Raw genomic sequence first — 24,006 nt, 5'->3', positions numbered from 1 at the left:
TGAAAATGATATCGATTTGGGGAATAAAAATCTTGGGATTTACACCAGACATAATTTTCCCATGTCTGGTGCACAACATAAACTACTTTAAGGTTTTTCTGTTCTTACCGCTTTGCCACGTAATAGCTTTCTCACCCAAAAGCGATTTGGGTGTAAAGCCGCTAATGTTTCGTCATCAAGTGGGAGAGGTTCCCCGAAAATTTGGCTAGCCAATAATTCTGCGCTTAAAGGAGCAGAACATAATCCACGTGAACCTAACACACCAAGAACAAATAAATCTGGATAACAAGGAGATTCTTCAATCATCTTATTCGTGTTTATTTGCAGAGATAAATTTGCATATTTATCCATAAGCTCATTGAAAGCAGGAACATTCCCGATCATTGGCATATGATCCCGGATGACACATCGGATACCCTGACGAGACTTCTCTTCTGAAATGTCAATTTCCTGTGGCCAATCAACATCAGGGAAACATTTTAATAAACGATCTCGGTTTTCTTGTTGCTCGATAGACGAATACCGTGTATCCAACTGGTTGCGTTGATAACTGGCACCGATACAGTGATATTGGTTATTAGGATTAACGGGAGTCATGTAGCCATCGTAGCACAGTACGCTTTTCAATTGGCTCAGGCTATCTGTGGTTGGAATATGGCTAACCTGACCGCGAACAGCGGTTACAGGGAGTTTTTTAGTCTGTTCAAATTGTGGCAGACAGTGGCCATTGGCAATAATGACAACTTTGTGAGCCTTGCATTGCAGGTTTTCCTTATGTTCAAGCTGCAATTGCCAGCCGTTTTCACCCTGGATAAGCTGAATTACTTTATGATTAAAATAAACCTGCATTCCGCGTTGTTCAGCCAGTTTAATCACCGCTTGAGTGAGTTGAGCAGGGGATAACCATCCTCCCTGTGGGTAGTGAATGCCAGCATAATTCACATCTATTCCACTGACATGGCTTAATTGGTTGCGGTTCATACCAAGCGCAATGTCTTCTGGCCATGCTGTCCGTAGCATTTTGCTGATTTTATTTGCGCTTTTTTCATCATAAGCTAATTGGCTGACACCACACCATTGATGGTCAAACGATACATTTTCGTCAATTAATTGATCGTACTGACGGCGGGCAAAAGTAAATGCTGATGTAAAGAAACGTTCTAACGGATCACTATTACCATTCAATAGGGGATAAATGGCCCCTTGTTGATTGCCGGATGCATTTTGGGCAGGTTGTTCATCCTGGCAATATAGTGTGACTTTGGCGCCACGGCGCAATAGGGCAAGTGCGGTTAATGCACTGGCAATACCTCCACCGATGATGGCAATGTCATCGGTACAGGTAGCGGCTTTGCGAGAAAACCAGGGTGCATAAGGTAAGTGAAGTGGGCCACTTGATGGAGATAAGGTGCCAGTTAGCATCTCTCTTTTACGCCCAAAGCCTTTAACCTTAGTGACATTAAAGCCTGCTGCCTGCAATCCTCGGCGGACTGTTCCGGCGGAAGTAAAGGTCGCAAAAGTTCCTTCAGGACGACAAAATTTGGCCATTGCAGCGAACAGCTGTTCACTCCACATTTGTGGATTTTTTGCTGGTGCAAAACCATCTAAAAACCAGGCATCAATTTTCCCTGTCAGGCTTGAACTTATTTTCGGTAATAGATCATTTACATCGCCAAACCAAAGATCCAGGGTAATAGCGCCATTATCCAGGATTAATCTATGGCAGCCTGCCAGTGGTAAGGGCCATTGTTGGCATAATTGCTCAGAAAACGTTTTCAGTTCTGGCCAACGTTGATGTGCTGTTTTCAGGTCAATGGGTTTTAATGGGTATTTTTCAAAACTGATGTAATGTAGCCGTTTTAATACAGCTTCAGGATATTGTTGTCTAAAATGAGAGAAAGATTGACAAAGTGTCAGGAAATTCAATCCAGTACCGAATCCAGTTTCTGCAATAACACACTCTGGACGGGAATGTGTATTAAAACGTTGAGGAAAATGATTGCCTTTCAAAAATACATATAATGTTTCTTCCAAGCCATCTTGATTTGAAAAATAAACATCATCAAACTGCTCTGAAATGGGGGTGCCCTGCTCATTCCAGCTTAGGGTTGCGTTGCTGATAGCGCTGCTTTTCACAATAATGCCTGTACTGTTGATAACAATAATAGGTGGATTTTAACGGTCTTCGTTTAGTTGCACCACCCATGGTAAAGTTTCAAAGTTGAGTCAAGATCAATTTTTCCTTGAATTTTTAACCTGATCGGACTTGTTCGGCGTACAAGTGTAAGCTAAAGTGCAGGTGAATAAATCCCGCAGGTAAACATATTGATGAGGTAAGTAATGAAACGTGCAGTGATCACCGGCCTGGGTATTGTTTCCAGTATTGGTAATAACCAGAAAGAGGTGCTGGAATCTCTGAAAGAGGGCCGTTCCGGGATAACTTTCTCAGAAAAATTTAAAGAAATAGGCATGCGCAGCCATGTTTGGGGAAATGTAAAACTGGATACTTCTGGTTTGATTGACCGCAAAACTTTACGTTTCATGAGTGACGCATCTATTTATGCTTATCTGGCAATGGATGAGGCAATTAAAGATTCCGGCCTGTCCGATGAACAAGTTTCTAATCTTCGTACTGGATTGGTTGTCGGTTCAGGAGGAGGCTCTCCCTATAACCAAGTCGCAGGTTCAGATGGTATGCGTGCCCGTGGGTTACGTGGCGTTGGCCCTTATATGGTCACACGGGCAATGGCTTCTGGCGTATCAGCGTGTTTGGCAACACCGTTTAAGATCAAGGGCGTCAACTACTCCATCAGTTCTGCCTGTTCAACTTCTGCACATTGCATCGGTCATGCCGTTGAATTAATCCAACTCGGTAAGCAAGATATTATTTTTGCCGGTGGTGGTGAAGAATTAAGCTGGGAAATGGCTTGTGAGTTTGATGCAATGGGAGCACTTTCCACTAAATATAATGAAACACCAGAACAAGCCTCCCGTACTTATGATCAAAACCGCGATGGTTTCGTGATCGCGGGTGGTGGCGGTATTGTTGTTGTTGAAGAATTAGAACACGCATTAGCCCGTGGTGCACATATTTATGCTGAAATTATCGGTTATGGGGCAAATTCAGATGGTGCAGATATGGTCGCCCCTTCTGGAGAAGGCGCTGTGCGTTGTATGAAAATGGCATTAGACGGTGTTGAAGGGGGAATCGATTACATCAATACCCACGGAACTTCGACACCAGTTGGCGACTTGAAAGAACTGGAAGCTATTAGAGAAGTTTTTGGTGACAACACACCTGCCATTTCCGCGACTAAAGCGATGACAGGGCATTCATTGGGTGCAGCGGGTGCCCATGAAGCGATTTATAGTTTGTTAATGTTAGAGCATGGCATTATTGCACCAAGCATTAATATTGAAAACCTGGATGAAAAAGCACAGGGCATGAATATTATTACTGAACCTACCAAACGCGAGCTAAGGACAGTGATGTCCAATAGCTTCGGGTTTGGTGGTACAAATGCATCCCTGGTGATGCGCAAGTATTCAAACTAATTTTTAAAGTAATAAAAAACTTATACGCATTAAACTTCAAGTTGCAATTTACAACACGATATGGAACCACACGCATCTTGAAGTTAGATGGGTATAGCCAATCCATTGATTATGTGGATTGGCTATTTTTATTAAAGCGCCGTGATTTTATTGCGGCGTTTATTAATGATGCGCAGAATTGGCGGAATAACAATGACCAATACCGCCAGAATCAGCAAAACTTGTGTGATAGTACTACTCCATAAGATCTCAAAATCTCCATTGCTGATTGAGAGTGCCCGTCGTAGGTTTTGTTCCAGCATTTCGCCTAAGACGAAACCTAAGATCAGTGGTGACATTGGGAAATTCATTTTTCGCAGTATATAGCCAAAAACGCCTAATCCGACCATTAACATCAGATCAAAAGTGGTACTGTGGATGGCATATACGCCCACTGCGGAAACGATAGCTATTGCAGGAACCAAAAACCACATTGGGATACTGAGCATACGGGTAAATAAGCCAATCATTGGGATGTTCATGATCAGTAACAAAACATTAGCGATCAACAAAGCAGCAATAAGCCCCCAGACGATATCAGGTTGTTCGGTGAACATGGTAGGACCTGGGGTGATGTTGTAGAGTGTCAAAGCACCCAGCATCACAGCAGTTGTACCTGAGCCGGGTACACCGAGAGTCAGCATAGGGATAAATGAACCACAAGCTGATGCGTTATTCGCGGCCTCTGGTGCAGCTACACCGCGGATATCACCTTTGCCAAATGAATCACTGTTACCGCTGATCCGCTTTTCTGTCATGTAGGTTATTGCACTGGCGATTGTCGCCCCTGCACCAGGTAATATTCCCACAAAAAAGCCAATGACTGAGGAGCGTAAAGTTGGTCCTACACACGTTGCGGCTTCTTTTCTATTGAATAACAAGCGTCCTGTCTGGCTAATGACTTTTTGCCCCGCAGAAGTACTCTCCAGCATCAATAAAATTTCGCTGACTGAAAATAGGCCAATAACGACAACAATGAATTGAATACCATCGGAGAGGTGCACGTTATCAAAGGTGAAACGGTAAACGCCGGTGTTGGCATCTACGCCCACGGTTGCCAAGGCCAAACCGATTAAGGCGGCAAGGAGTGATTTGATAGGATTTTGGCTCATCATACTGCCGAGGCAAGCAATGGCAAATACCATGAGTGCAAAGTATTCAGCCGGCCCGAAAGCTAAAGACCACTGTGCCAAAAGTGGAGCAAATAAAATGATACCCGTGATAGCCAAAAGTGAGCCACAAAACGAACTAACGGCAGAGATAGAGAGTGCAACGCCCGCTCGCCCCTGTTTTGCCATCGGGTAGCCATCAAGCGTTGTCATAATGGCAGCGGCATCTCCCGGTACATTCAGTAAGATTGAAGAGATACGGCCGCCATACTCACAACCAATGTAGACAGTTGCCAATAAGATCAGGGCAGATTCAGCAGGTAATTTTAATGCAAAAGCCAAAGGCAGCAGGATAGCTACCCCATTTATAGGACCAAGACCGGGCAGTAACCCAACGACAGTACCGATAAAACAGCCTATCAATGCAATGACCAAGTTTTTGGGTACTAATGCGACTTCAAAACCATGGCTCAGATATATCCAAGTATCCATTGTTGTCTCCTTAGCTGAGCCAACTGCCGACGGGCAGCGTGACTTCTAACAGACGATCAAAAGCAAAAAAGAGTGAACTACCGAGAACTAAACCGGAAATAATTGCAGCAAGGAGTGTGGCGTTAAAGAGTCGTGCCACACAGATAGTCAATAACGTAGTTGCGAGTGGAAAACCCAACCACTCAAATGACCATGCATAAATGGTTAGTGTGGCAATCAATAAAACTAAGCGACGTAACACTTGTGGTGTCGGCCAGTAAACAGGATCAGGTTTTTTTAACAGCAATAGAAAAGCACAGAGTGCCATTAATGAAATAATAACAATTGGAAATGGGCGGGGGCCTAGAGGTTCATAGCTATATTCACTATGGATACCCCATCCAACGACCAACCCTATTCCACATAGCAGCAGCCATACAATAGCAAAGATACGATCGCTCATGATGCTATCCCTGTTATTTTGCTAAACCAAAGGATTTGGCCATTTCATGGTATTGAATAACCTGTTTTTTCACATAGTCATCCAGCTCTTTGCCTGCCATATTGAATTCAAATAATCCGCGTAGTTCACGTTGTTTTTTGAATTCATCAGTTTGTTGGAGATTTTTAAAGGTATCTACCCACCATTGATATTGCTCATCAGAAACTTTTGGCCCCATATAAAAACCGCGAATAATTGGCCAAATAAGGTTATAACCTTGTTCTTTTGCTGTTGGAATTTTTGCCAGATCGCCGTCTAAGCGTTTATCGGCATAAACAGCCAGTATGCGAATTTTATCGCCATTGAGATAAGGTAAGGTTTCACTTAAATCACCGGATACGACTTGGATATGATTACCCAACAGGGCGGTGATAGGTTCACCACCACCTTCAAACGCGACATAGCGCATTTTGCGGGGATCGACACCAACCTCTTTTGCCAGTAATGCGGTTTTCATCCAGTCTTGACTACCGATGGAAGCACCTGCGCCAAACACAATACTATCGGGCGCTTTTTTAAACGCCTCCATCAAATCTGTCAGCGTTTTGTAGGGAGAATCCTTGCGCACCGCAATCATGCCATAATCTGTACCGACACTGGCGAGCCAGCGCACGTCATTGACGTTGTAGCGACCAAATTTGCCTTGTGCAAGATTCAATAAGGAACCGCCGGAAAAGGCGACGATAGTGCCGGCTTCCGCAGGCCGTTGAGCAATAATGGCGTTATAGGCAACTGCGCCGACACCGCCGGGCATAAATGTCACCCGCATGGGAGAATCGATAGTTTTAGTTTCTAATAGTGAAATTTGGATGAGTTTGCAGGTTAAATCAAAACCTCCACCAGGTTTGGCGGGTGCAATACATTCGGTTCTATTGGGAGCAGAAGTTGCAAAAGCGCAGGCGCAAATAAACAGGCTTGCAGTGGCTACTAATATTTTAAAAGTTCTCATTTTTATTCCTCACATAGCACCAGTAAAGGATATGAATGACAAATTTCTGGTGCCTGTTTATTTATAAAAACGAAACCTTTCAATTACCTTTCATTAACAAAAAAGTTGTCTGGATGTGACCTCAATCGCTTAATTTGCGTAGTGTTTTACATAATTACGTTAACGGTTTGTTTGTATTCATGTTTTTTTGTTAACCCCTAGGCAATTGCTAAATCTTAATATTGCAATTATGTGATATCTCCGCTTTATTTCTCTGGTTAATTTTTAACAATAGGTATTATTCAATGAGGCTCTTATTAGTTGAAGATCACCCAGAATTATCACATTGGTTACAGAAGGCATTGAATAATGCTGGGTTTGTGGTTGATCTGGCGGAAGATGGTATCGTGGCAGATCAGCTTTTGCAGACTGAAAATTATGCGTTGTTGATTCTGGATGTGGCTTTACCTAGATTGGATGGTTTGTCTCTGTTATCGCGGTTGCGTAAGCGTGGTCAAAACTTACCCGTGTTGTTATTGACTGCTAAAACAGAAGTTACGGATCGTGTGAAAGGATTGAATTCCGGTGCCGATGATTATTTAACCAAGCCTTTTGATTTTCAAGAACTGGAAGCCCGTATTCGTGCGTTGTTGCGTCGCAGTTCAGCTATACCACAAGAGGCACAGAAATTTGGTTCATTGACTTATGAAGGCGAAGGGTATTTTGTGCTGAACAATGTACCGTTGGCACTGACTCCCAGAGAATTGTCTGTGTTAACAACATTATTTCATCGTCGAAGGCGTCCGGTTTCTAAACAGCAGCTGTTTGAGCAGGTGTTTTCCCTATCGGATGAGGCCAATCCACAAAGCATAGAGCTGTATGTTCATCGGTTACGAAAAAAATTACTCAACAGTGATGTAGAGATCAAGACATTGCGTGGGTTGGGATATCGGTTGGAGCAGCTGACATAATGAAGTATCTGAAAATACCGCGATCGTTATTCCACCAGTTATTACTGTTCCTGGGGGTCCCTTTGCTATTACTGGGCTGTGCTTCTGTTTATAGCCAGTATGCCAGCGTGAGAAATGCAGCAATGTTGGCTTATGACAGAACACTGCTTGCATCAGCAAGAACTGTTGCTGAACGCTTGACTGTTCGGGACCAGAACTTAATCGTTGACGTACCTTATGTTGTCTTGGACAGTTTCGAGCGCAATACGAATGATCGTCTGTACTACCAGGTTATCTCACCGGAAGGCAAGACGATTTCCGGTTATGATGATCTTCCCCAAATACCGCAGAACGTCCAACGTTCACCCTTATATACGGCATTGGCTTATTTTTATGATGCGGAATATCAGGGGCAGACTATACGTGTAGTGGGATTGTATCAACCCATCAATGAAGGTAACGTCATGGGGATGGCGTTGATATTGGTGGCGGAAACGGTGACCTCCCGTCAAGATATGGCTCACCAATTACTGCTGTCTTCGCTTGTTAATCAAGGGGCTGTCGTATTATTGGCATTATTCCTTGCTTACATCTTACTCAAACTCCTGCTTAAACCGCTGCGGAAACTTTCAGGCATGATGAGCCTGCGTTCTGCTAATGATCTAACGCCATTACCGGATATTTTACCGTGGTCCGAGCTTGCTCCCTTACTGCAATCGCTTAACCGGTTGGCATTAATGGTTGGACGCCAAGAACGATTCAGTGCGGATGCTTCTCATCAATTAAGAACGCCTTTAGCAGTATTGAAAACACAGGTTGCAGTAGCACGTGGCAACCAGGATCTGGAACAGAGGGATAGCATACTGACGGCAATTGATAAGAGTTTGGATAATATGATCGTGCTGACTGATCGCCTGCTGCAACTTTCACAACTTAGAGTGCATGAAAAAGAGGCAATACAAAATTATCAGCCGGTCAATATCGTGGCGCTGTTGCAACAAGTTTGCTTTTCTCGTTTACAGCAAGCAGAGAGCAAAAACATTGACTTAGGCTACGAAGGGGAAGAGGCTTCATGGATCAGGGGAGATCCGCTATTGTTAGCAGAAATGTGCGCTAACTTGCTGGACAATGCCATCAAATATACCCCGCAAATGGGCGTGGTAACGGGAAGGGTGAGTATAATGCCAGATAAAAAACACGCTTGCCTTGAGATCGATGATTCAGGTTCGGGGATCGCTCAAGAAGATATTCACCAATCGCTAATGGCATTTAACCGTTTAGACAACGCTGCTGGGCTGGAGGGGACGGGATTAGGGCTGACTATTGTTAAAGAAATTTGCCAGTATCACAATGCCGCTCTCCAGCTTTTACCCAGTGAGGTGTTGGGTGGGTTATTAGTGAGAATTATAATCAGGCTTTCTGCGCGTGAGCGGGATACGTAACTGTTGCGCGAGTATCACACCGGCCAAAACAACACCTCCCCCAATTAAATGGTAACTGTGCATTTCTTCATGGAGAGCCACGATAGCAATAATGGCAGTAAATACGGGCGCCAGATTCATAAAAATTGCAGTCATGTTTGCGCCAATGCGGGTGACACCTTGTATCCACAAATAGGGAGCAATAATGGAGGCAGGAATACCAGCAAACAGAACAAGGGAAATATTATCGGTCGTTAACTGGATATCATCTGCCATCATGAAATTGGGCAAAAGCAATAAAACGCCAAACCCAATTTGGGCATAGAGTGATTGCCAGTTGGCTAATGGAATTGCCCAACGTTTGGTTAAAACTCCATACAAGGCATAAGAAGCGGCGGCAATAAACATCATCACTTCTCCAATACCCAAACCCTGTTGCAATAGGGAAGCGGGTTCCCCTTTGCTGACCAGCCATACAAGCCCAAACAGAGAGAGTACAGTGCCGAGAGTGATACCAACAGTGGGGGTAACCCGTAAGGCAAAGATACTGATAATGACAGTTAACAGGGGGATTAATGAAGTGAAAATCCCGATGATTGTCGCGCTGACGGTGTGGGCTGCATAATATGCCAGGCTTTGGTTAAGCACCATACCCAGAGAACCCAAAATCAAGAGCTTCCACCAATATTGAGCAATGATTTTCCGCTGTTGTAGGACTGGCAATAAAAGAAAAGGCGTCAGAACCAAAAAGGCAATAAACCATCGGTAAAAAGAAATTGCAGCAGGTTCAATATGAGTGGCAGCAGCTTTGCTGACAACGGCGTTGATTGACCAGATCAGCACAGCGACAAGGGGGAATAATAAGTTCTTCATTGAATTGGATTATTTAGGTAAGTAGTTTGTCTGTTTAGTTTAGCAATGACCGATTTATTATATATATTGATAATCAGACAACAGATGTGGCTATTAAGACAAGATATTACCCTTGGAGGCAAATCAAGTTATGTTTCAGCCAATTATGCCAGATATCCTCTCTTTTCGTGATGAAACATTGAATGCTGATACTGAATGTCGGTTACATACACATCCTTTCGGTCAATTAATTTATGTCGTTTGTGGCGTCATGGAAACGCAGGTGGGAAAGCAGCGTTTTCTTGCTCCACCAGAGTTTTGTATCTGGATACCGAAAAATATCGCCCATTCAAGTTATAACCGGAAGGCGATGCGATTTTGGATCATTGACATTTCCCCCCAATGGACGGAGACCTTGCCGCAACAACCTTGCCTTATCCGTTTGAGTGGTATCTTCAATGCCATTATGGTGGATTTTTTTCAGCGAAAGATCCGGCAGTTGGAAACAGAAAAAGATCGGCGGCTGGCACGTATATTGATTGATCAGTTGGAGTTGTCACCAAGTCAGTGTACCTATTTGCCTTCCTCAAAAGATAAGTTGCTCGCTCCCGTATTACAGATGTTGGAACGCAATCCGGCGGATAATACCTCGTTAGCGGAGTGGGCTAAAAAGCGTTATACCTCAGAGAGAACTTTATCGCGGCGTTGTAAGCAAGAATTGGGCATGTCATTTAGTGAATGGCGGCAACGGTTGCGTTTTCTCCATGCCATCTCTTTATTGGAACAGGGGAAAAGTATTCACGAAATCGCGTTTGATGTGGGTTATAGCTCATCATCGGCTTTTATCGCCATGTTTCAACAGATTGCGGGCACAACACCAGAACGTTTCAGAAAAGGCTGAAAGCCTATACCAATCGCCTTTCAAGATGCGTCTTAATATCTTTCCGCGAAGCGGGGAGAAATCATACGCATCTTGAAGTTAGATTGGTATATAGGTTTTATACAGATAAAATGGCAGAATAATGGATCACGCCCATTTAAGCCATTGGATGAGAAAAGTGAAAATCTTAGTTGATGAAAATATGCCTTATGCTGAACAACTCTTCCAGCAATTAGGTGAAGTGCAGGCAATTCCAGGGCGCCCAGTGCCCGAGGGAATTTTGGAACATGCTGATGCCTTTATGGTTCGATCTGTCACTAAAGTCAATGAATCTTTGTTGCAGGGCAGTTCGGTGAAATTTGTCGGGACGGCCACGGCGGGAATGGATCATATTGATCAGCAATGGTTATCTCAGGCAGGGATTGGTTTTTCCGCCGCGCCTGGATGTAACGCGATTGCCGTGGTTGAGTATGTCTTCTCGGCATTGATGCTATTGGCTGAGCGCGATCAATTTCAGCTTAAAGACAAAACTGTCGGTATTGTCGGTGTTGGTAATGTTGGAGGACGTTTAGCTGATCGACTGACGGCCTTGGGCGTGAAGACCTTACTGTGCGATCCTCCCCGCGCAGATCGTGGTGATGAAGGGGCGTTTTGGCCTTTAGAAAAATTGGTGCAAGAAGCGGATATTCTAACTTTCCATACCCCTCTTAATCACTCTGGCCCATACCAGACGTATCATTTGGCTGATGCAGCATTACTCTCTGCATTACCGGACAACTGTATTTTGATTAATGCCAGCCGTGGTGAGGTGGTTGATAATCAAGCGTTACTTTCCGCGCTGCAAAATGGAAAAAGGTTACGCACAGTGCTTGATGTTTGGGAAGTAGAGCCTAACCTTTCTCTACCCCTGCTAGCGTTGGTTGATATTGCGACCCCACATATTGCCGGCTATACCCTGGAAGGCAAAGCACGGGGGACAACTCAGGTTTTTGAGGCTTATTGTGAATTCCTGGGGCAACCGCGCAAGACGGAATTGGCTGATCTGTTGCCAACACCCGATTTCAGTCAGGTCACCGTGCGAGGGGAGGTGACACAAAGTCTCCTCAAGCGTTTGATGCATTTAGTGTATGATGTGCGCCGTGATGATGCGCCCTTACGTCAGGTTGCGGATCAGGAGGGCGCTTTTGATCGATTACGCAAATACTATCCAGATCGTCGGGAATGGTCTTCACTGACCGTGCATTGTGACTCAGAAGAGAGTGCTCAATTACTGTCCAGACTTGGATTTAATGCAAAAGTGATTTAATACAGGCAGGAACCCCTGTCTGTCAGTAAAATAAGAGAAGTGGAGAAAACCAACATGTCAGAAGGTTGGAATATTGCGCTTTTGGGTGCAACGGGCGCAGTAGGTGAAGCGATATTGGCGTTATTACAGGAACGTCAATTTCCGGTTGGTGAACTGCATCTTCTTGCCAGTGAACAAAGTGTTGGAAAGATCCAGCGTTTTAACGGAAAAAATATCACGGTTCGTGATGCGGCAGAGTTTGACTGGTCACAGGTACAACTTGCTTTTTTTGCTGCGACGATGGAAACAACGGCACAATATATTGAAAAAGCAACAGAATCTGGTTGTCTGGTGATCGATAGCAGCGGCTTGTTTGCCGCAGAGCCAGATGTGCCTCTGGTTGTTCCTGGCGTTAACCCTTATGCATTGGCAGAATATCGTAACCGTAACATCATTGCAGTGGCAGATAGCTCAACTAGCCAGGTTCTGACTGCCATCAAGCCATTAATCGATACGGCTGGCATTGCCCGTTTACATTTGACCAATATCTTGCCAGTTTCTGTTTATGGCAAAGCCGCTATTGATGAACTGGCAGGGCAGAGTGCTCGTTTATTAAATGGCATTCCACCGGATGAAGGTCGTTTCAGCAAACAATTGGCTTTCAATTTGCTGCCTTTGTTGCCTGATGCTGAAGGTGTAGTGCGCGAAGAGCGCCGGATTGTCGATCAAATTCGCAAAGTATTACAGGATGAAGGATTGCCGGTTTCGGTAAGTTGTGTCCAATCTTCTGTTTTCTATGGCATTGCCCAAATGGTGAATTTGGAAACGTTGCGTCCGGTTGGCATAGAAGAAGCCCGTAGTGAATTTGAACGCCTTGACGATATTCACGTTTCAGAAGAGGGTGATTACCCGACTCAGGTAACGGATGCTTCGGGCAGTGATAGTTTGAGCATAGGTTGTCTGCGTAACGATTACGGAATGCCTGAGATGCTGCAATTCTGGTCAGTTGCCGATAATATCCGTTTCGGGGGTGCTTTGATGGCGGTTGAAATCGCTGAAAAGCTGATGCAGGAGCAATTTTACTGATGTCTGATACAGAGCTGAGTCAGTCTGTGCCAGAGGCAAAAAAAGTAAAAATTGCACTGGGGATTGAATATGACGGCAGTCGATATTATGGTTGGCAGCGTCAGCAAGAAGTGAAAAGCGTACAGGAATGCCTGGAAAAAGCCCTGTCGAAAGTTGCGAATGAGCCGATTTCAGTTTTTTGTGCAGGTAGAACGGATGCAGGGGTACACGCGACCGGCCAGGTCGTGCATTTTGAAACCTCGTCCCAACGTAAAGATGCCGCATGGACAATGGGGGTAAATACCCATTTACCTGCGGATATTGCAGTACGTTGGGTTAAAACGGTGGATGATGAATTCCATGCCCGTTTCAGTGCAACTGCTCGCCGTTATCGCTATGTGATTTTTAACCATCGTTATCGTCCAGCGGTATTGGCGCACGGTGTCACGCGTTTTCATTATCCATTGGATGAGAAAAAAATGCATGAAGCGGCACAGAGCTTGTTGGGAGAAAATGACTTTACTTCTTTCCGGGCAGTACAGTGCCAATCCAATTCACCGTGGCGCAATATGATGCATATTAACGTTAGTCGGCATGGGCACTATATTGTCGTGGACATTAAGGCGAATGCGTTCGTGCATCACATGGTACGCAATATCGTTGGCAGCCTGCTGGAGATTGGTTGCGGTAACCAGGATATTGGTTGGATGGCTGAATTATTGGCGCTGAAAGACAGGACAAAAGCGGCAGCCACTGCTAAGGCTGAAGGCTTATATTTAGTTGCTGTGGATTATCCTGAGCGTTTTGGTTTACCTGAACCTGTCATGGGGCCACTATTTCTGGCAAATCATTTAATCTGACATTTTCGAATAGTGACAGGGATGTTTGGCCATAACGAGGAATATTATGGAGTTTTTAACTCATTTTGTTGATTTTGCGAAATTCATTGTCGATTTTATTTTACACATTGATGCTCATTTAGCTGAATTAGTTGCCAGTTATGGTGATTGGGTTTATGGCATCCTATTTCTGATTATATTTTGTGAAACAGGTCTGGTGGTCACGCCATTTTTGCCAGGGGATTCCTTGCTGTTTGTGGCTGGCGCACTATCTGCATTAGATTCTAATGATCTGAATGTGCACGTCATGGTCGCTTTGATGATTACAGCCGCGATTATTGGTGATGCTATCAACTATACCATTGGCAGAATTTTTGGTGAGAAATTATTTACCAATCCCAATTCAAAGATTTTTCGCCGCAGTTATTTAGATAAAACCCATGAGTTTTATGAAAAACATGGTGGAAAAGCCATAATTTTGGCTCGGTTTGTGCCAATTGTGAGAACGTTTGCACCGTTTGTTGCAGGAATGGGGAAAATGTCTTACCGCCACTTTGCTGCTTATAATGTCATCGGTGCATTTATCTGGGTGCTATTATTCACTTATGCCGGTTATTTATTTGGTGATATGCCAGTTATACAGCAAAATCTGAAATTATTGATTGTTGCTATTATTTTTATCTCTATTTTGCCTGGCATCATAGAAATTTGGCGCCATCGTCGTGCTGCATCGAAAAAAGCAGCAAGCAGTGCAGTAGATAGATAAAAATAGAAGATAGATAAATCGATAACCGTAAACAGGTTTGAGCAGTTTTTTATCCACACTGCAATGGCATTGTGGTTTAATGGCACGTAAAACAATAGCTGGCAGCAGCCAGATTCAGACGGAAAGGTTCATTAATGAGCTGGATTGAAAAGATTCTAAACAAAAGCAAAATCATACAAACTCGTAAGGCCAGTATACCCGAAGGAGTTTGGACAAAATGCGACAGTTGCAGTCAGGTACTTTATCGTGCTGAATTAGAGCGTAACCTTGAAGTGTGTCCAAAATGTGACCACCATATGCGTATTTCAGCCCGTAAGAGATTGCATTCATTTTTGGATGAAGGCACTGGCACAGAATTAGGCAGTGAGCTGGAGCCCAAAGATATCCTGAAATTCCGCGATATTAAAAAATATAAAGATCGCTTAGTGGCAGCCCAGAAGCAGACGCAAGAAAAAGATGCACTCATCGTTATGAAGGGTAAGCTGCATGATATGCCAGTTGTGGCGGGTGCCTTTGAATTCAATTTCATGGGTGGCTCAATGGGCTCTGTGGTTGGCGCTCGTTTTGTGCGCGCTGTCGAACAGGCTCTGGAAGATAACTGTCCATTTATCTGCTTTGCTTCCAGTGGCGGAGCTCGTATGCAGGAAGCGTTGATGTCACTGATGCAGATGGCAAAAACCAGTGCAGCGCTGGCAAGAATGCAACACCGTGGTTTGCCTTATATCTGTGTGTTGACCAACCCAACAATGGGTGGGGTAACGGCGAGTATGGGAATGCTGGGTGATATCAATATCGCTGAGCCTAAAGCATTGATTGGCTTTGCGGGGCCTCGTGTCATCGAGCAGACTGTGCGGGAAAAATTGCCGGAAGGTTTCCAACGTAGTGAGTTTCTGCTGGAGAAGGGGGCGGTTGATATGATCGTGCGTCGTCCAGATATGCGCGATAAAGTTGCCAGCTTGCTTGCTATGTTGACCCACAAACCTCATCCAGGCACAAAAGCAGAGCCAGTAGAAGCAATCGTTGTTGATTCTGCTGATGTCGAAGCGGATATAAACATCAGTCCTAATAAAGAAGATGTCTGATATTTCACAAATTCCTCAAGCCACGTCGCCACTGATGACGTGGCTTTCCTATCTGGGAAACCTGCATACCAAAGCCATTGATATGGGGCTTGCACGTGTGGGTAAGCTGGGGCGTCAGTTAGGCTTATTGACTCCGGCTCCAAAAGTTATCACGGTATCAGGTACTAATGGCAAGGGAACCACTTGCCATACCCTGGAATCCATTTTTCTGGCCGCAGGGCTTAAAGTCGGCGTGTACAGTTCCCCGCATTTAGTCCGCTACACCGAAAGGGTGCGTATTCAGGGCAAGGAACCCACGGAACAAGATTTCTGCCGTGTATTTGCAGCGATTGAAGCCCAGCGTGGTGACATCTCATTAACCTATTTTGAATATGGGACGTTGGCCGCATTACAGCTTTTCAAAGAAGCGGATCTTGATGTCGTGATTTTGGAAGTTGGGCTGGGTGGACGTTTGGATGCCACTAATATCGTTGATGCCGATATTGCCGCAATCACCAGTATTGCACTGGATCATACGGATTGGTTGGGTGCAGATCGCGAACACATTGGCCGTGAAAAAGCGGGCATTTTCCGCCGTGGGCATTTTGCCGTAGTGGGTGAACCTGATATGCCTCATTCAATTGCTGAAGTTGCGAATGAATTAGGCGCTAAGCTCTTTCGTCGTGGCGTTGACTGGCATTTCTCACAGCGTGGAGATAGCTGGAACTGGCGAAGCGATAAGCAACAATTCAACGAGTTACCTTTACCTAATTTGCCGTTAGCAAATGCTGCAACTGCAATGGGGGTGATCCACTGCTTGTTGCAGCAGGATGACAAAGTCAGCCGGGCCATTGATGAACAAGCAATCCGTGTAGGGCTAAGAAATGCGCAATTACCGGGGCGTTTCCAAATCATCAGGGAAAATCCACTGGTTATTTTGGATGTGGCTCATAATCCACATGCTGCGAGCTATCTGGTGCAAAAACTGGCAGAATTGCCTCGTTCACCAGACAGCAAGATCCGTGGCGTGGTTGGCATGTTGGGAGATAAGGATATAGCGGGTACACTTGCTTGTCTTTCTCAACAAATTGATGAGTGGTATTGCGCATCGTTGCATGAACTGAGGGGAGCAGAAGCTGACGAATTGTCTGGGCATCTTGTACAGGCGCGGACATTCCCCGAAGTAAAAACAGCCTGGCAGCAGGCAGAAAAAGATGCGTCGGTGCAAGATATTATCGTGGTTTGTGGCTCTTTCCACACTGTCGCACATGTCATGGAAGCACTGGAGGAGGGCAAGGAAAGTGGCCAGTAAATTCCAAAATCGCTTGGTTGGTACGATTGTTCTTGTTGCATTGGGCGTCATTGTCCTGCCTATGATTTTTGATGGCGATAAGAAATACAATGAAAATCAATTTGCGGCGATCCCTTTGGTGCCAAAACCTGGTGATGAAGAAGATATTGACTCGATCCCACCATTGACACAAAACATGCCGTCTACACCGCCTGAAGGTGCTGCACAAGCAATGCAATCACAGGAGCAAGAGCCAGATATCGAGATGCTGTCTTGGCCATCGCCTGCAGAGCCAATAACAGCACCTCCTGTTACTGTCACGCCAGAGCCTAAAAAAGTGGAGCCATCTCCTCAACAAAAAGCGGTAACGAAACCTAAACCGGAGCCAACAGAGCAAGCCCCCCAGGCAGCGGCATATGTTGTTCAGCTTGGCGCATTAAAAAACGCGGATAAAGTTGACGAGATAGTGGCAAGGTTGCGTCTTTCTGGGCACCAGGTATATACAGTGCCTTCTTCTCCGGTACAGGGGCAGTTAACCCGAATTTATGTAGGACCGAATGCATCAAGGCAGGTACTGGAATCTATTTTGCCCGAATTAAAGGAACTTACGGGATTACAAGGGCAGATCAAAAATTATAAGCCATAATCTGATTGGCACAGCAAATGCTGTTTGTTTACCTGTCGAAAATTATTTTCAGTAGAGTGGTGAATCTACTACGCAAACGTTTTCGTTTTCTGTTAGAATGCGCCCGACCTGAGTGTCGGGAGCTTGTTTTTGGATTAAAATATGGTCTGGATTGATTATACGATCATTGCCATCATTGGTTTCTCGGCACTGGTTAGCTTGATTCGTGGTTTTGTTCGCGAAGCGCTTTCCCTGATAACGTGGGGCTGTGCTTTCTTTGTTGCAAGCCACTTCTATACTTATTTGGCGGCTTATTTTACCCGCCTTGAGGATGAACTGGTGCGCAATGGGGTAGCGATTGCTATCTTATTCATTGCAACACTGATTGTTGGCGCAGTAGTAAACTATGTCATTGGTTCACTTGTTCAGCGAACGGGCCTGTCAGGCACTGATCGGGTTTTGGGGATCTGCTTTGGCGCCTTACGTGGTGTCTTGGTGGTGTCTGCCATTTTGTTTATTGCGGACTCTTTCACACCACTGCCCAAAAGTCAGGATTGGCAACAATCACAACTGATCCCACAGTTTAGTCAAATTATCAGGTGGTTTTTTGACTACTTACAAAGTGCGTCGAGTTTCTTGCCGGAGAGATAACGCTCTCCGCTTGGCTGATGAGGAAAGGCTACATGTGCGGTATTGTCGGTATCGTCGGTTTTACACCGGTTAACCAGTCGATTTATGATGCATTGACGGTGCTTCAGCACCGTGGACAAGATGCAGCAGGTATTGCAACTATTGATGGTAACAATGAGTTTCGTTTACGTAAGGCGAATGGTTTAGTTAAGGATGTGTTTGAAACACGGCACATGCTACGTTTACAGGGAACCATCGGCATTGGACATGTCCGTTATCCTACGGCGGGCAGTTCCAGTGCATCTGAAGCGCAGCCCTTTTATGTGAATTCTCCTTTTGGTATCACGTTGGCACATAACGGCAATCTGACAAACGCACATGAATTGAAAAAAATGCTGTTTGAAAATGCCCGCCGTCATGTCAACACAACCTCAGACTCTGAAATTCTACTGAATATTTTTGCCAATGAATTAGCCCAATTTCCCCATTTCCCTTTAGAGCCTGATGATATTTTCGCGGCAGTCGCAAAAATGCACAAAAAAATTCGTGGCGCTTATGCGTGTGTTGCCATGATTATTGGACATGGAGTGGTGGCTTTTCGTGATCCACATGGCATTCGTCCTCTGGTGCTGGGAAAGAAAACACGGGAAGATGGCCGCAATGAATACATGGTGGCGTCGGAAAGTGTGGCGCTGGATACATTGGGTTTTGAGTTCCTGCGTGATGTGGCTTCTGGGGAAGCGATTTATATCACTGAAAGCGGGCAACTGTTTACTCGCCAGTGTGCAGAAAATCCGTCATTAACACCGTGTTTGTTCGAATTTGTCTATTTTGCTCGCCCGGATTCCTTTATTGACAAGGTTTCGGTCTATAACGCTCGGTTGCGGATGGGGCGGAAATTGGGGGAAAAAATTGCCCGTGAATGGGAAGACTTACATATTGATGTCGTTATTCCCGTACCGGAAACCTCTTGTGATATCGCACTGGAAATCGCCCATATTCTGGATAAACCCTATCGTCAGGGATTTGTCAAAAACCGTTATGTCGGGCGTACCTTTATCATGCCTGGTCAGCAAGAGCGACGTAAGTCTGTTCGTCGTAAACTGAATGCTAATCGCGCTGAATTCAGGGGTAAAAATGTTTTGCTGGTGGATGATTCCATCGTGCGTGGAACCACGTCTGAGCAGATTGTTGAACTGGCGCGCGAAGCGGGTGCCAAGAAAGTCTATTTTGCTTCGGCGGCACCGGAAGTTCGCTTCCCGAATGTTTATGGTATTGATATGCCGAATGCCAATGAACTGATAGCTCACGGTCGGGAAGTGGATGAAATTCGTCAGATCATTGGTGCTGATGCCCTGATATACCAAAACCTCCACGATCTTATCCAGGCTGTCCGGGAAGAAAATCCTGATATTGAGACATTCGAGTGCTCTGTATTTGATGGTATTTATGTCACGAAAGACATTGACCAGTGTTACCTCGACTACCTGGAAAATCTACGCAAAGACGATGCAATGAAAGTGCGTGGACAGAGCGAAATAGAGGATCTGGAAATATATAATGAAGGATAATATTGTTATTATCATGCAGTTATAGCCAGAATCTCAGAGGAAAACATGAAAAAATTGATTGTCGGGCTGACCGGCGCGAGTGGTGCGATTTATGGTGTCAGGTTGCTGCAAGTTTTGCGACCAATAGAAGACATTGAAACGCATTTAGTGATCAGTCAATCAGCCCGACAGACTTTGGCATTGGAGACGGACTATACGCTGCGAGATGTACAAGCTTTGGCAGATGTTGTACATGACAATCGTGATATTGCCGCATCCATTTCCTCTGGCTCTTTTAAGACATTGGGTATGGTGATTTTGCCTTGCTCCATAAAAACCTTATCAGGCATTGTGCATAGTTACACTGATGGCTTAATTACCCGTGCTGCGGATGTTGTTTTGAAAGAGAAGCGTAAGCTAGTGCTGGGAGTGAGGGAAACTCCCTTGCACTTGGGGCATTTGAGATTAATGACGCAGGCCGCGGAAATTGGGGCGGTGATCATGCCACCTGTTCCGGCATTTTATCATCGTCCTGAACATATTCAGGATATTATCGACCAAACGGTTAACCGTGTGCTTGATCAATTTGATATTGACTTGCCAGAAGATCTGTTTAACCGTTGGCAGGGCGCTAAGCCCATTGGATATGGCATTTAAGTTGAGTCAATATGCTGTTGTGAAGAAATCATAACAGCATATCGTTTATTATCTTACCCTTGTTCAAGATATACCAATCTAACGTCAAGATGCGTGTGATTTCTCCCTGCGAAGCGGGGAGAAATCAGGTTTCATAGCGTGTTGTAAATGGCAATTTGAAGTTTAATGCGTATAGATTAATTAAGTATTGTTTTTTTCCTCTATGACATCTTGCAAGGCTTCTTCCAGTTGAAAATAACGGAAACCAAATCCGGCTTCTTCCAGTCTTTTCGGAATAGCTTGTTGACCACCCAGGACTAACTCTGCGGCTTCTCCCATCATTGCTTTTAACACACATGCAGGAATACGTATAAAAGCAGGGCGATGTAACACAGTCGCGAGTGTGGCACTAAACAGCTCATTATGAACAGGGTAAGGCGATGTCATATTGAAAGGGCCCTGTAATTCAGGTGATACCAGCAGGTAATAAATACCATTGACCATATCGTCAATGTGTATCCACGGCATATACTGCTTGCCATTGCCGATAGCTCCCCCTAAACCTAATCGAAACAGTGGCAGCATTTTTTGTAACGCTCCGCCTTCGGGAGCCAAGACAACGCCCGTACGTAACAGGCATACGCGAGTTTTGTCACTTTGAGCTTGTAGGGCAAGTTGCTCCCAACGTTCACAAAGCTGATGGGCAAATTCATTGTGAGGAAGATCGTTTTCGGTAACGACTGCTTGTTTCTGATCACCATAATAGCCAACGGCCGAACCGGAAATAAAGACAGATGGCGGAGATTCACTGGCCTTGATTAGCTTGCTCAACTGTTCAGTGATCTGCCAGCGGCTTTGACACAGTTTCTCTTTTTGTTTCAATGTCCATCGTTTATTGATAATAGGCTCGCCAGCAAGATTGATAACAGCATCAAAGTCGTTAAGATCGTATTGGTCATTCAATGTTGTCCAACAGGCAACGCGATCAGAAAACAGAGAATACACCTTTTGTGGTGAACGACTCAAAATGGTGATGGAATGGGAGAGCGAAATTAATTGGCAGGTCAAGCGATGACCAATTAACCCTGTTCCCCCCGTAATTAAGATACGCATAGCCACCCCCTGTAACAAAAAATAATTGCACATTGGACTATAACAAGGGATAGCTTAAGTGACAGCGAAATATGCTGTTATCTGTTACCAATATCAAGTTTTATGGTGAAATATCTCGTCATCAGGTTATGGGCGTTAAGCTACCTTATCGGCGTAGGCGGCTTGTGTTGCCGGGCGTTGGCTGATCTTATCTAACCATTTAGCAACCGCCGGATAATCCTGTAGGTCGATTTTTTGGTATTCATAGCATCTCGCCCACGGATAAGTGGCAATATCTGCGATACTATATTCGTTTCCGCCGAGATAAGCCGTTTTTTCCAGTTGAGTGTTTAGCACCTTGTATAAACGTTTTGATTCTTCCACATAGCGATTAATGGCATAAGGTACAACTTCTGGAGCGTAGCGGTTGAAATGGTGATTTTGACCGAGCATTGGGCCAAAGCCGGCAACTTGCCAAAACAGCCATTGCAATTGTTCGGTACGTTCACGCAAATCTTTGCTTAATAGCTGGCCTGTTTTATTTGCCAGATAAAGTAAAATAGCTCCTGATTCGAAGATAGAGACAGGCTCTCCCCCATCGGCGGGTTGATGATCGACAATAGCCGGGATCTTGTTATTGGGTGAAATGGTGAGAAATTCAGGTTTGAACTGCTCGCCAGTGCTGATATTGATGGGGTAGATAGTATAAGGAATGCCGGCTTCTTCAAGAAAAAGAGTGATTTTGTAGCCATTTGGGGTTGGAGCATAGTACAGATCTATCATATAACCTCCAGCGATAATAACTTTCTGAAAAACGTAACGATATTACCTTACCATCGTTTGTTTATAAATGTTATAAATTTACTGCAAAAAGTAACAGGCAACTGATTGATAAAAGGTTTTTAGAATGATGCAAGAAAAATCGGCAAATATTGAATGGATTGATATCGTCAATGAAGGCAATGAAGTCATTGCGCAATCGTCTCGCCAGCAGATGAGAGCGCAGAACTTGAGGCATCGTGCTACTTATATTGTCGTGCATGATGGGATGGGCAAGATCCTGATTCAGCATCGTACAGAAACGAAAGATTTTTATCCGGGAAAATTAGATGCAACGGCAGGTGGTGTCGTGATGGCGGGAGAAACTTTGCTTGAAGCCGCGCGTCGGGAGGCAGAAGAAGAGTTGGGGATTGCAGGTGTTCCTTTTGCCGAACATGGGATTTTTTATTATGAAGAGGACACTTGTCGTATATGGGGTGGTTTGTTCAGTTGTGTTAGCCATGGGCCATTTGCATTGCAGGAAGAAGAAGTCGCCGCCGTTTACTGGCTAACACCGGAAGAAATCACGGCCCGTTGTGATGAGTTCACCCAGGATTCACTGAAAGCGCTCTCTTTATGGTTAGCACGTAATAATCAAGTGGCGTCGTTTTAATTATCATTGACAATTATTGGTTACGGAAATGAGGATCTTTTGTTGATATTCAATAATCATTTAAAATAGGAGTATGTATTATAAATATACATACTCCTTTTTTATTAAAATTTAATAAACGGAATAGCAGGTTGTTAATTTAATATTTCAGCTTTATTTATTGTCAGAAAATTTTTCTAAGAAGAATATAAAATGATAACCATCTACTTTTTCAAATCGCATATGATGTGGTTTAGTCGTATCATAAGTAACGATATCAAGATCTGTACCATTGTATGTAAAATAAACCGATCCTTGCGTGACTGGAATATTATTCTGATCAAAGACAACAACGAATGTAACATATTGTTGACCATCTTTGGGGATTAAACCAACAATTTCATAATCTCCATTTGAATAGCAATCTACAGGATTGGGAATTTTATAAGTCTGAATATTAGCCCTAAATATTTGATCGATACCTGATTCATTAATTAATTTTACTGCGAGTAAATCACGATTTGAGGGTGAGACAATAAACTTTGATAACCCTTTAATATCGCTGATATCTGGCTGGCTTGTATCCCATTCACGATAAATTTGTCCAGGTTGACTGTCATTGCCATGCCGCCAGGCGAATACAATAGAACCTGTTCCAATTTCAACGGAAAGAAACTTATCATTTAATGGCGTGCCAATTAGATTGATTTCTGTACTATTTTCTGGGTATTCATAACACGCCCCAGTATAATTTTTTCCGGTATAAAATATAGCGCCGTTGGTTAATTTATCTTTAGACATAATAAATATTCCCCTTATTTTTGGTTGTGGAAGGAATGTCAAGGATAAGAAGCTTAGTTTATATGTCAAGATAATGGGTGTCTCTTATATTGGCTCTTGTCTTTAAAATATATTTATTTAATTTATATTCTTCTCTATTAATATACGCATTATACCAATCGCCTTTCAAGATGCGTCTTATATCTCCCCGCGTAGCGGGGAGATATAAACAATCACATTGATTTGCAAGTTGCGCCTTGAAGTTAGA

23 protein-coding genes are annotated in these 24,006 nt (G+C 44.2%); 15 read left to right on the top strand and 8 right to left on the bottom strand.

The features are described from left to right. Nucleotides 1-87: 87 nt before the first annotated feature. Nucleotides 88-2,136, bottom strand: a complete 2,049-nt coding sequence (mnmC, locus tag WDV75_RS13680; protein ID WP_273558270.1) for a bifunctional tRNA (5-methylaminomethyl-2-thiouridine)(34)-methyltransferase MnmD/FAD-dependent 5-carboxymethylaminomethyl-2-thiouridine(34) oxidoreductase MnmC — start codon at nucleotides 2,134-2,136, stop codon at nucleotides 88-90. Between the two features lie 204 nt (nucleotides 2,137-2,340). Here mnmC and fabB point away from each other — a divergent pair, with 204 nt between their 5' ends. Beyond that, the gene (gene fabB / locus WDV75_RS13675) at nucleotides 2,341-3,555 is read left to right on the top strand and encodes a beta-ketoacyl-ACP synthase I (protein ID WP_189758850.1); all 1,215 of its coding nucleotides are present in this window, start codon (nucleotides 2,341-2,343) and stop codon (nucleotides 3,553-3,555) included. A gap of 131 nt (nucleotides 3,556-3,686) precedes the next feature. On the opposite strand, the gene WDV75_RS13670 is transcribed toward fabB, so the two are convergent. From WDV75_RS13670 to WDV75_RS13660, 3 genes are read right to left on the bottom strand one after another with little or no spacing between them, the layout of a single operon-like run. Then, on the bottom strand, nucleotides 3,687-5,195 hold the full coding sequence (locus WDV75_RS13670) for a tripartite tricarboxylate transporter permease (protein WP_273558271.1): 1,509 nt from the start codon (nucleotides 5,193-5,195) through the stop codon (nucleotides 3,687-3,689). A 10-nt stretch (nucleotides 5,196-5,205) separates the two neighbouring features. Further along, nucleotides 5,206-5,637 carry a tripartite tricarboxylate transporter TctB family protein gene (locus WDV75_RS13665; protein WP_273558272.1) on the bottom strand — a complete coding sequence of 144 codons (432 nt, stop codon included), beginning with the start codon at nucleotides 5,635-5,637 and terminating at the stop codon, nucleotides 5,206-5,208. A gap of 13 nt (nucleotides 5,638-5,650) precedes the next feature. Continuing rightward, on the bottom strand, nucleotides 5,651-6,625 hold the full coding sequence (locus WDV75_RS13660) for a Bug family tripartite tricarboxylate transporter substrate binding protein (protein ID WP_273558273.1): 975 nt from the start codon (nucleotides 6,623-6,625) through the stop codon (nucleotides 5,651-5,653). A gap of 284 nt (nucleotides 6,626-6,909) precedes the next feature. Here WDV75_RS13660 and tctD point away from each other — a divergent pair, with 284 nt between their 5' ends. Then, nucleotides 6,910-7,575 carry a transcriptional regulator TctD gene (gene tctD, locus WDV75_RS13655; RefSeq protein WP_273558274.1) on the top strand — a complete coding sequence of 222 codons (666 nt, stop codon included), beginning with the start codon at nucleotides 6,910-6,912 and terminating at the stop codon, nucleotides 7,573-7,575. Beyond that, the gene (locus WDV75_RS13650) at nucleotides 7,575-8,996 is read left to right on the top strand and encodes a sensor histidine kinase (RefSeq protein WP_273558275.1); all 1,422 of its coding nucleotides are present in this window, start codon (nucleotides 7,575-7,577) and stop codon (nucleotides 8,994-8,996) included. The genes tctD and WDV75_RS13650 overlap by 1 nt, the downstream gene beginning before the upstream one ends. Here WDV75_RS13650 and WDV75_RS13645 read toward each other — a convergent pair. Next, nucleotides 8,949-9,848, bottom strand: a complete 900-nt coding sequence (locus WDV75_RS13645; protein WP_273558276.1) for a DMT family transporter — start codon at nucleotides 9,846-9,848, stop codon at nucleotides 8,949-8,951. The two genes, WDV75_RS13650 and WDV75_RS13645, sit on opposite strands and share 48 nt — an antisense overlap. 130 nt (nucleotides 9,849-9,978) lie before the next feature. On the opposite strand from WDV75_RS13645, the gene WDV75_RS13640 reads away from it, so the two are divergent. From WDV75_RS13640 to WDV75_RS13590, 11 genes are all read left to right on the top strand, one after another. Beyond that, nucleotides 9,979-10,728, top strand: coding sequence for an AraC family transcriptional regulator (locus WDV75_RS13640; RefSeq protein ID WP_273558277.1), 750 nt, complete (start codon nucleotides 9,979-9,981; stop codon nucleotides 10,726-10,728). Between the two features lie 157 nt (nucleotides 10,729-10,885). Continuing rightward, complete coding sequence (gene pdxB / locus WDV75_RS13635; RefSeq protein ID WP_273558278.1) at nucleotides 10,886-12,013, top strand: 4-phosphoerythronate dehydrogenase PdxB; 1,128 nt, start codon at nucleotides 10,886-10,888, stop codon at nucleotides 12,011-12,013. Nucleotides 12,014-12,067: 54 nt separating this feature from the next. Next, entirely contained in the window at nucleotides 12,068-13,078 is a 1,011-nt protein-coding gene (locus WDV75_RS13630; RefSeq protein WP_273558279.1) for an aspartate-semialdehyde dehydrogenase, read from the top strand. Next, entirely contained in the window at nucleotides 13,078-13,917 is an 840-nt protein-coding gene (gene truA / locus WDV75_RS13625; protein ID WP_273558280.1) for a tRNA pseudouridine(38-40) synthase TruA, read from the top strand. The genes WDV75_RS13630 and truA overlap by 1 nt, the downstream gene beginning before the upstream one ends. A gap of 46 nt (nucleotides 13,918-13,963) precedes the next feature. Continuing rightward, complete coding sequence (locus WDV75_RS13620) at nucleotides 13,964-14,662, top strand: DedA family protein (protein ID WP_189758861.1); 699 nt, start codon at nucleotides 13,964-13,966, stop codon at nucleotides 14,660-14,662. A 134-nt stretch (nucleotides 14,663-14,796) separates the two neighbouring features. Continuing rightward, nucleotides 14,797-15,744 (top strand): acetyl-CoA carboxylase, carboxyltransferase subunit beta, encoded by a 948-nt coding sequence (accD, locus tag WDV75_RS13615; RefSeq protein ID WP_273558281.1) that lies wholly within the window; start codon nucleotides 14,797-14,799, stop codon nucleotides 15,742-15,744. Continuing rightward, a complete protein-coding gene (folC, locus tag WDV75_RS13610) occupies nucleotides 15,737-17,035 on the top strand; it encodes a bifunctional tetrahydrofolate synthase/dihydrofolate synthase (RefSeq protein WP_273558282.1) in 1,299 nt (432 codons plus the stop codon). The genes accD and folC overlap by 8 nt, the downstream gene beginning before the upstream one ends. Beyond that, complete coding sequence (gene dedD / locus WDV75_RS13605) at nucleotides 17,025-17,660, top strand: cell division protein DedD (RefSeq protein WP_273558283.1); 636 nt, start codon at nucleotides 17,025-17,027, stop codon at nucleotides 17,658-17,660. The genes folC and dedD overlap by 11 nt, the downstream gene beginning before the upstream one ends. Before the next feature lie 141 nt (nucleotides 17,661-17,801). Further along, the gene (gene cvpA, locus WDV75_RS13600; RefSeq protein WP_099132017.1) at nucleotides 17,802-18,290 is read left to right on the top strand and encodes a colicin V production protein; all 489 of its coding nucleotides are present in this window, start codon (nucleotides 17,802-17,804) and stop codon (nucleotides 18,288-18,290) included. 32 nt (nucleotides 18,291-18,322) lie between these two features. Next, on the top strand, nucleotides 18,323-19,840 hold the full coding sequence (gene purF / locus WDV75_RS13595) for an amidophosphoribosyltransferase (RefSeq protein ID WP_273558284.1): 1,518 nt from the start codon (nucleotides 18,323-18,325) through the stop codon (nucleotides 19,838-19,840). Between the two features lie 45 nt (nucleotides 19,841-19,885). Beyond that, on the top strand, nucleotides 19,886-20,476 hold the full coding sequence (locus WDV75_RS13590; RefSeq protein ID WP_273558285.1) for a UbiX family flavin prenyltransferase: 591 nt from the start codon (nucleotides 19,886-19,888) through the stop codon (nucleotides 20,474-20,476). Nucleotides 20,477-20,656: 180 nt separating this feature from the next. Here the strand turns inward: WDV75_RS13590 and WDV75_RS13585 are convergent, their stop codons facing one another. Next, complete coding sequence (locus WDV75_RS13585; protein ID WP_273558286.1) at nucleotides 20,657-21,568, bottom strand: TIGR01777 family oxidoreductase; 912 nt, start codon at nucleotides 21,566-21,568, stop codon at nucleotides 20,657-20,659. 135 nt (nucleotides 21,569-21,703) lie between these two features. Continuing rightward, nucleotides 21,704-22,330 (bottom strand): glutathione binding-like protein, encoded by a 627-nt coding sequence (locus WDV75_RS13580; protein WP_273558287.1) that lies wholly within the window; start codon nucleotides 22,328-22,330, stop codon nucleotides 21,704-21,706. 124 nt (nucleotides 22,331-22,454) lie between these two features. On the opposite strand from WDV75_RS13580, the gene yfcD reads away from it, so the two are divergent. Beyond that, a complete protein-coding gene (yfcD, locus tag WDV75_RS13575; RefSeq protein ID WP_273558288.1) occupies nucleotides 22,455-22,979 on the top strand; it encodes an NUDIX hydrolase YfcD in 525 nt (174 codons plus the stop codon). Nucleotides 22,980-23,132: 153 nt separating this feature from the next. Here the strand turns inward: yfcD and WDV75_RS13570 are convergent, their stop codons facing one another. After that, nucleotides 23,133-23,759, bottom strand: a complete 627-nt coding sequence (locus WDV75_RS13570; RefSeq protein ID WP_273558289.1) for a beta/gamma crystallin domain-containing protein — start codon at nucleotides 23,757-23,759, stop codon at nucleotides 23,133-23,135. Between the last annotated feature and the right edge of the window lie 247 nt (nucleotides 23,760-24,006).

Source organism: Xenorhabdus griffiniae (assembly GCF_037265215.1).
Lineage (GTDB): Bacteria > Pseudomonadota > Gammaproteobacteria > Enterobacterales > Enterobacteriaceae > Xenorhabdus > Xenorhabdus griffiniae.
Note: the sequence above shows the minus strand (reverse complement) of the source record. Positions and strands in the feature narration are given on the sequence as shown.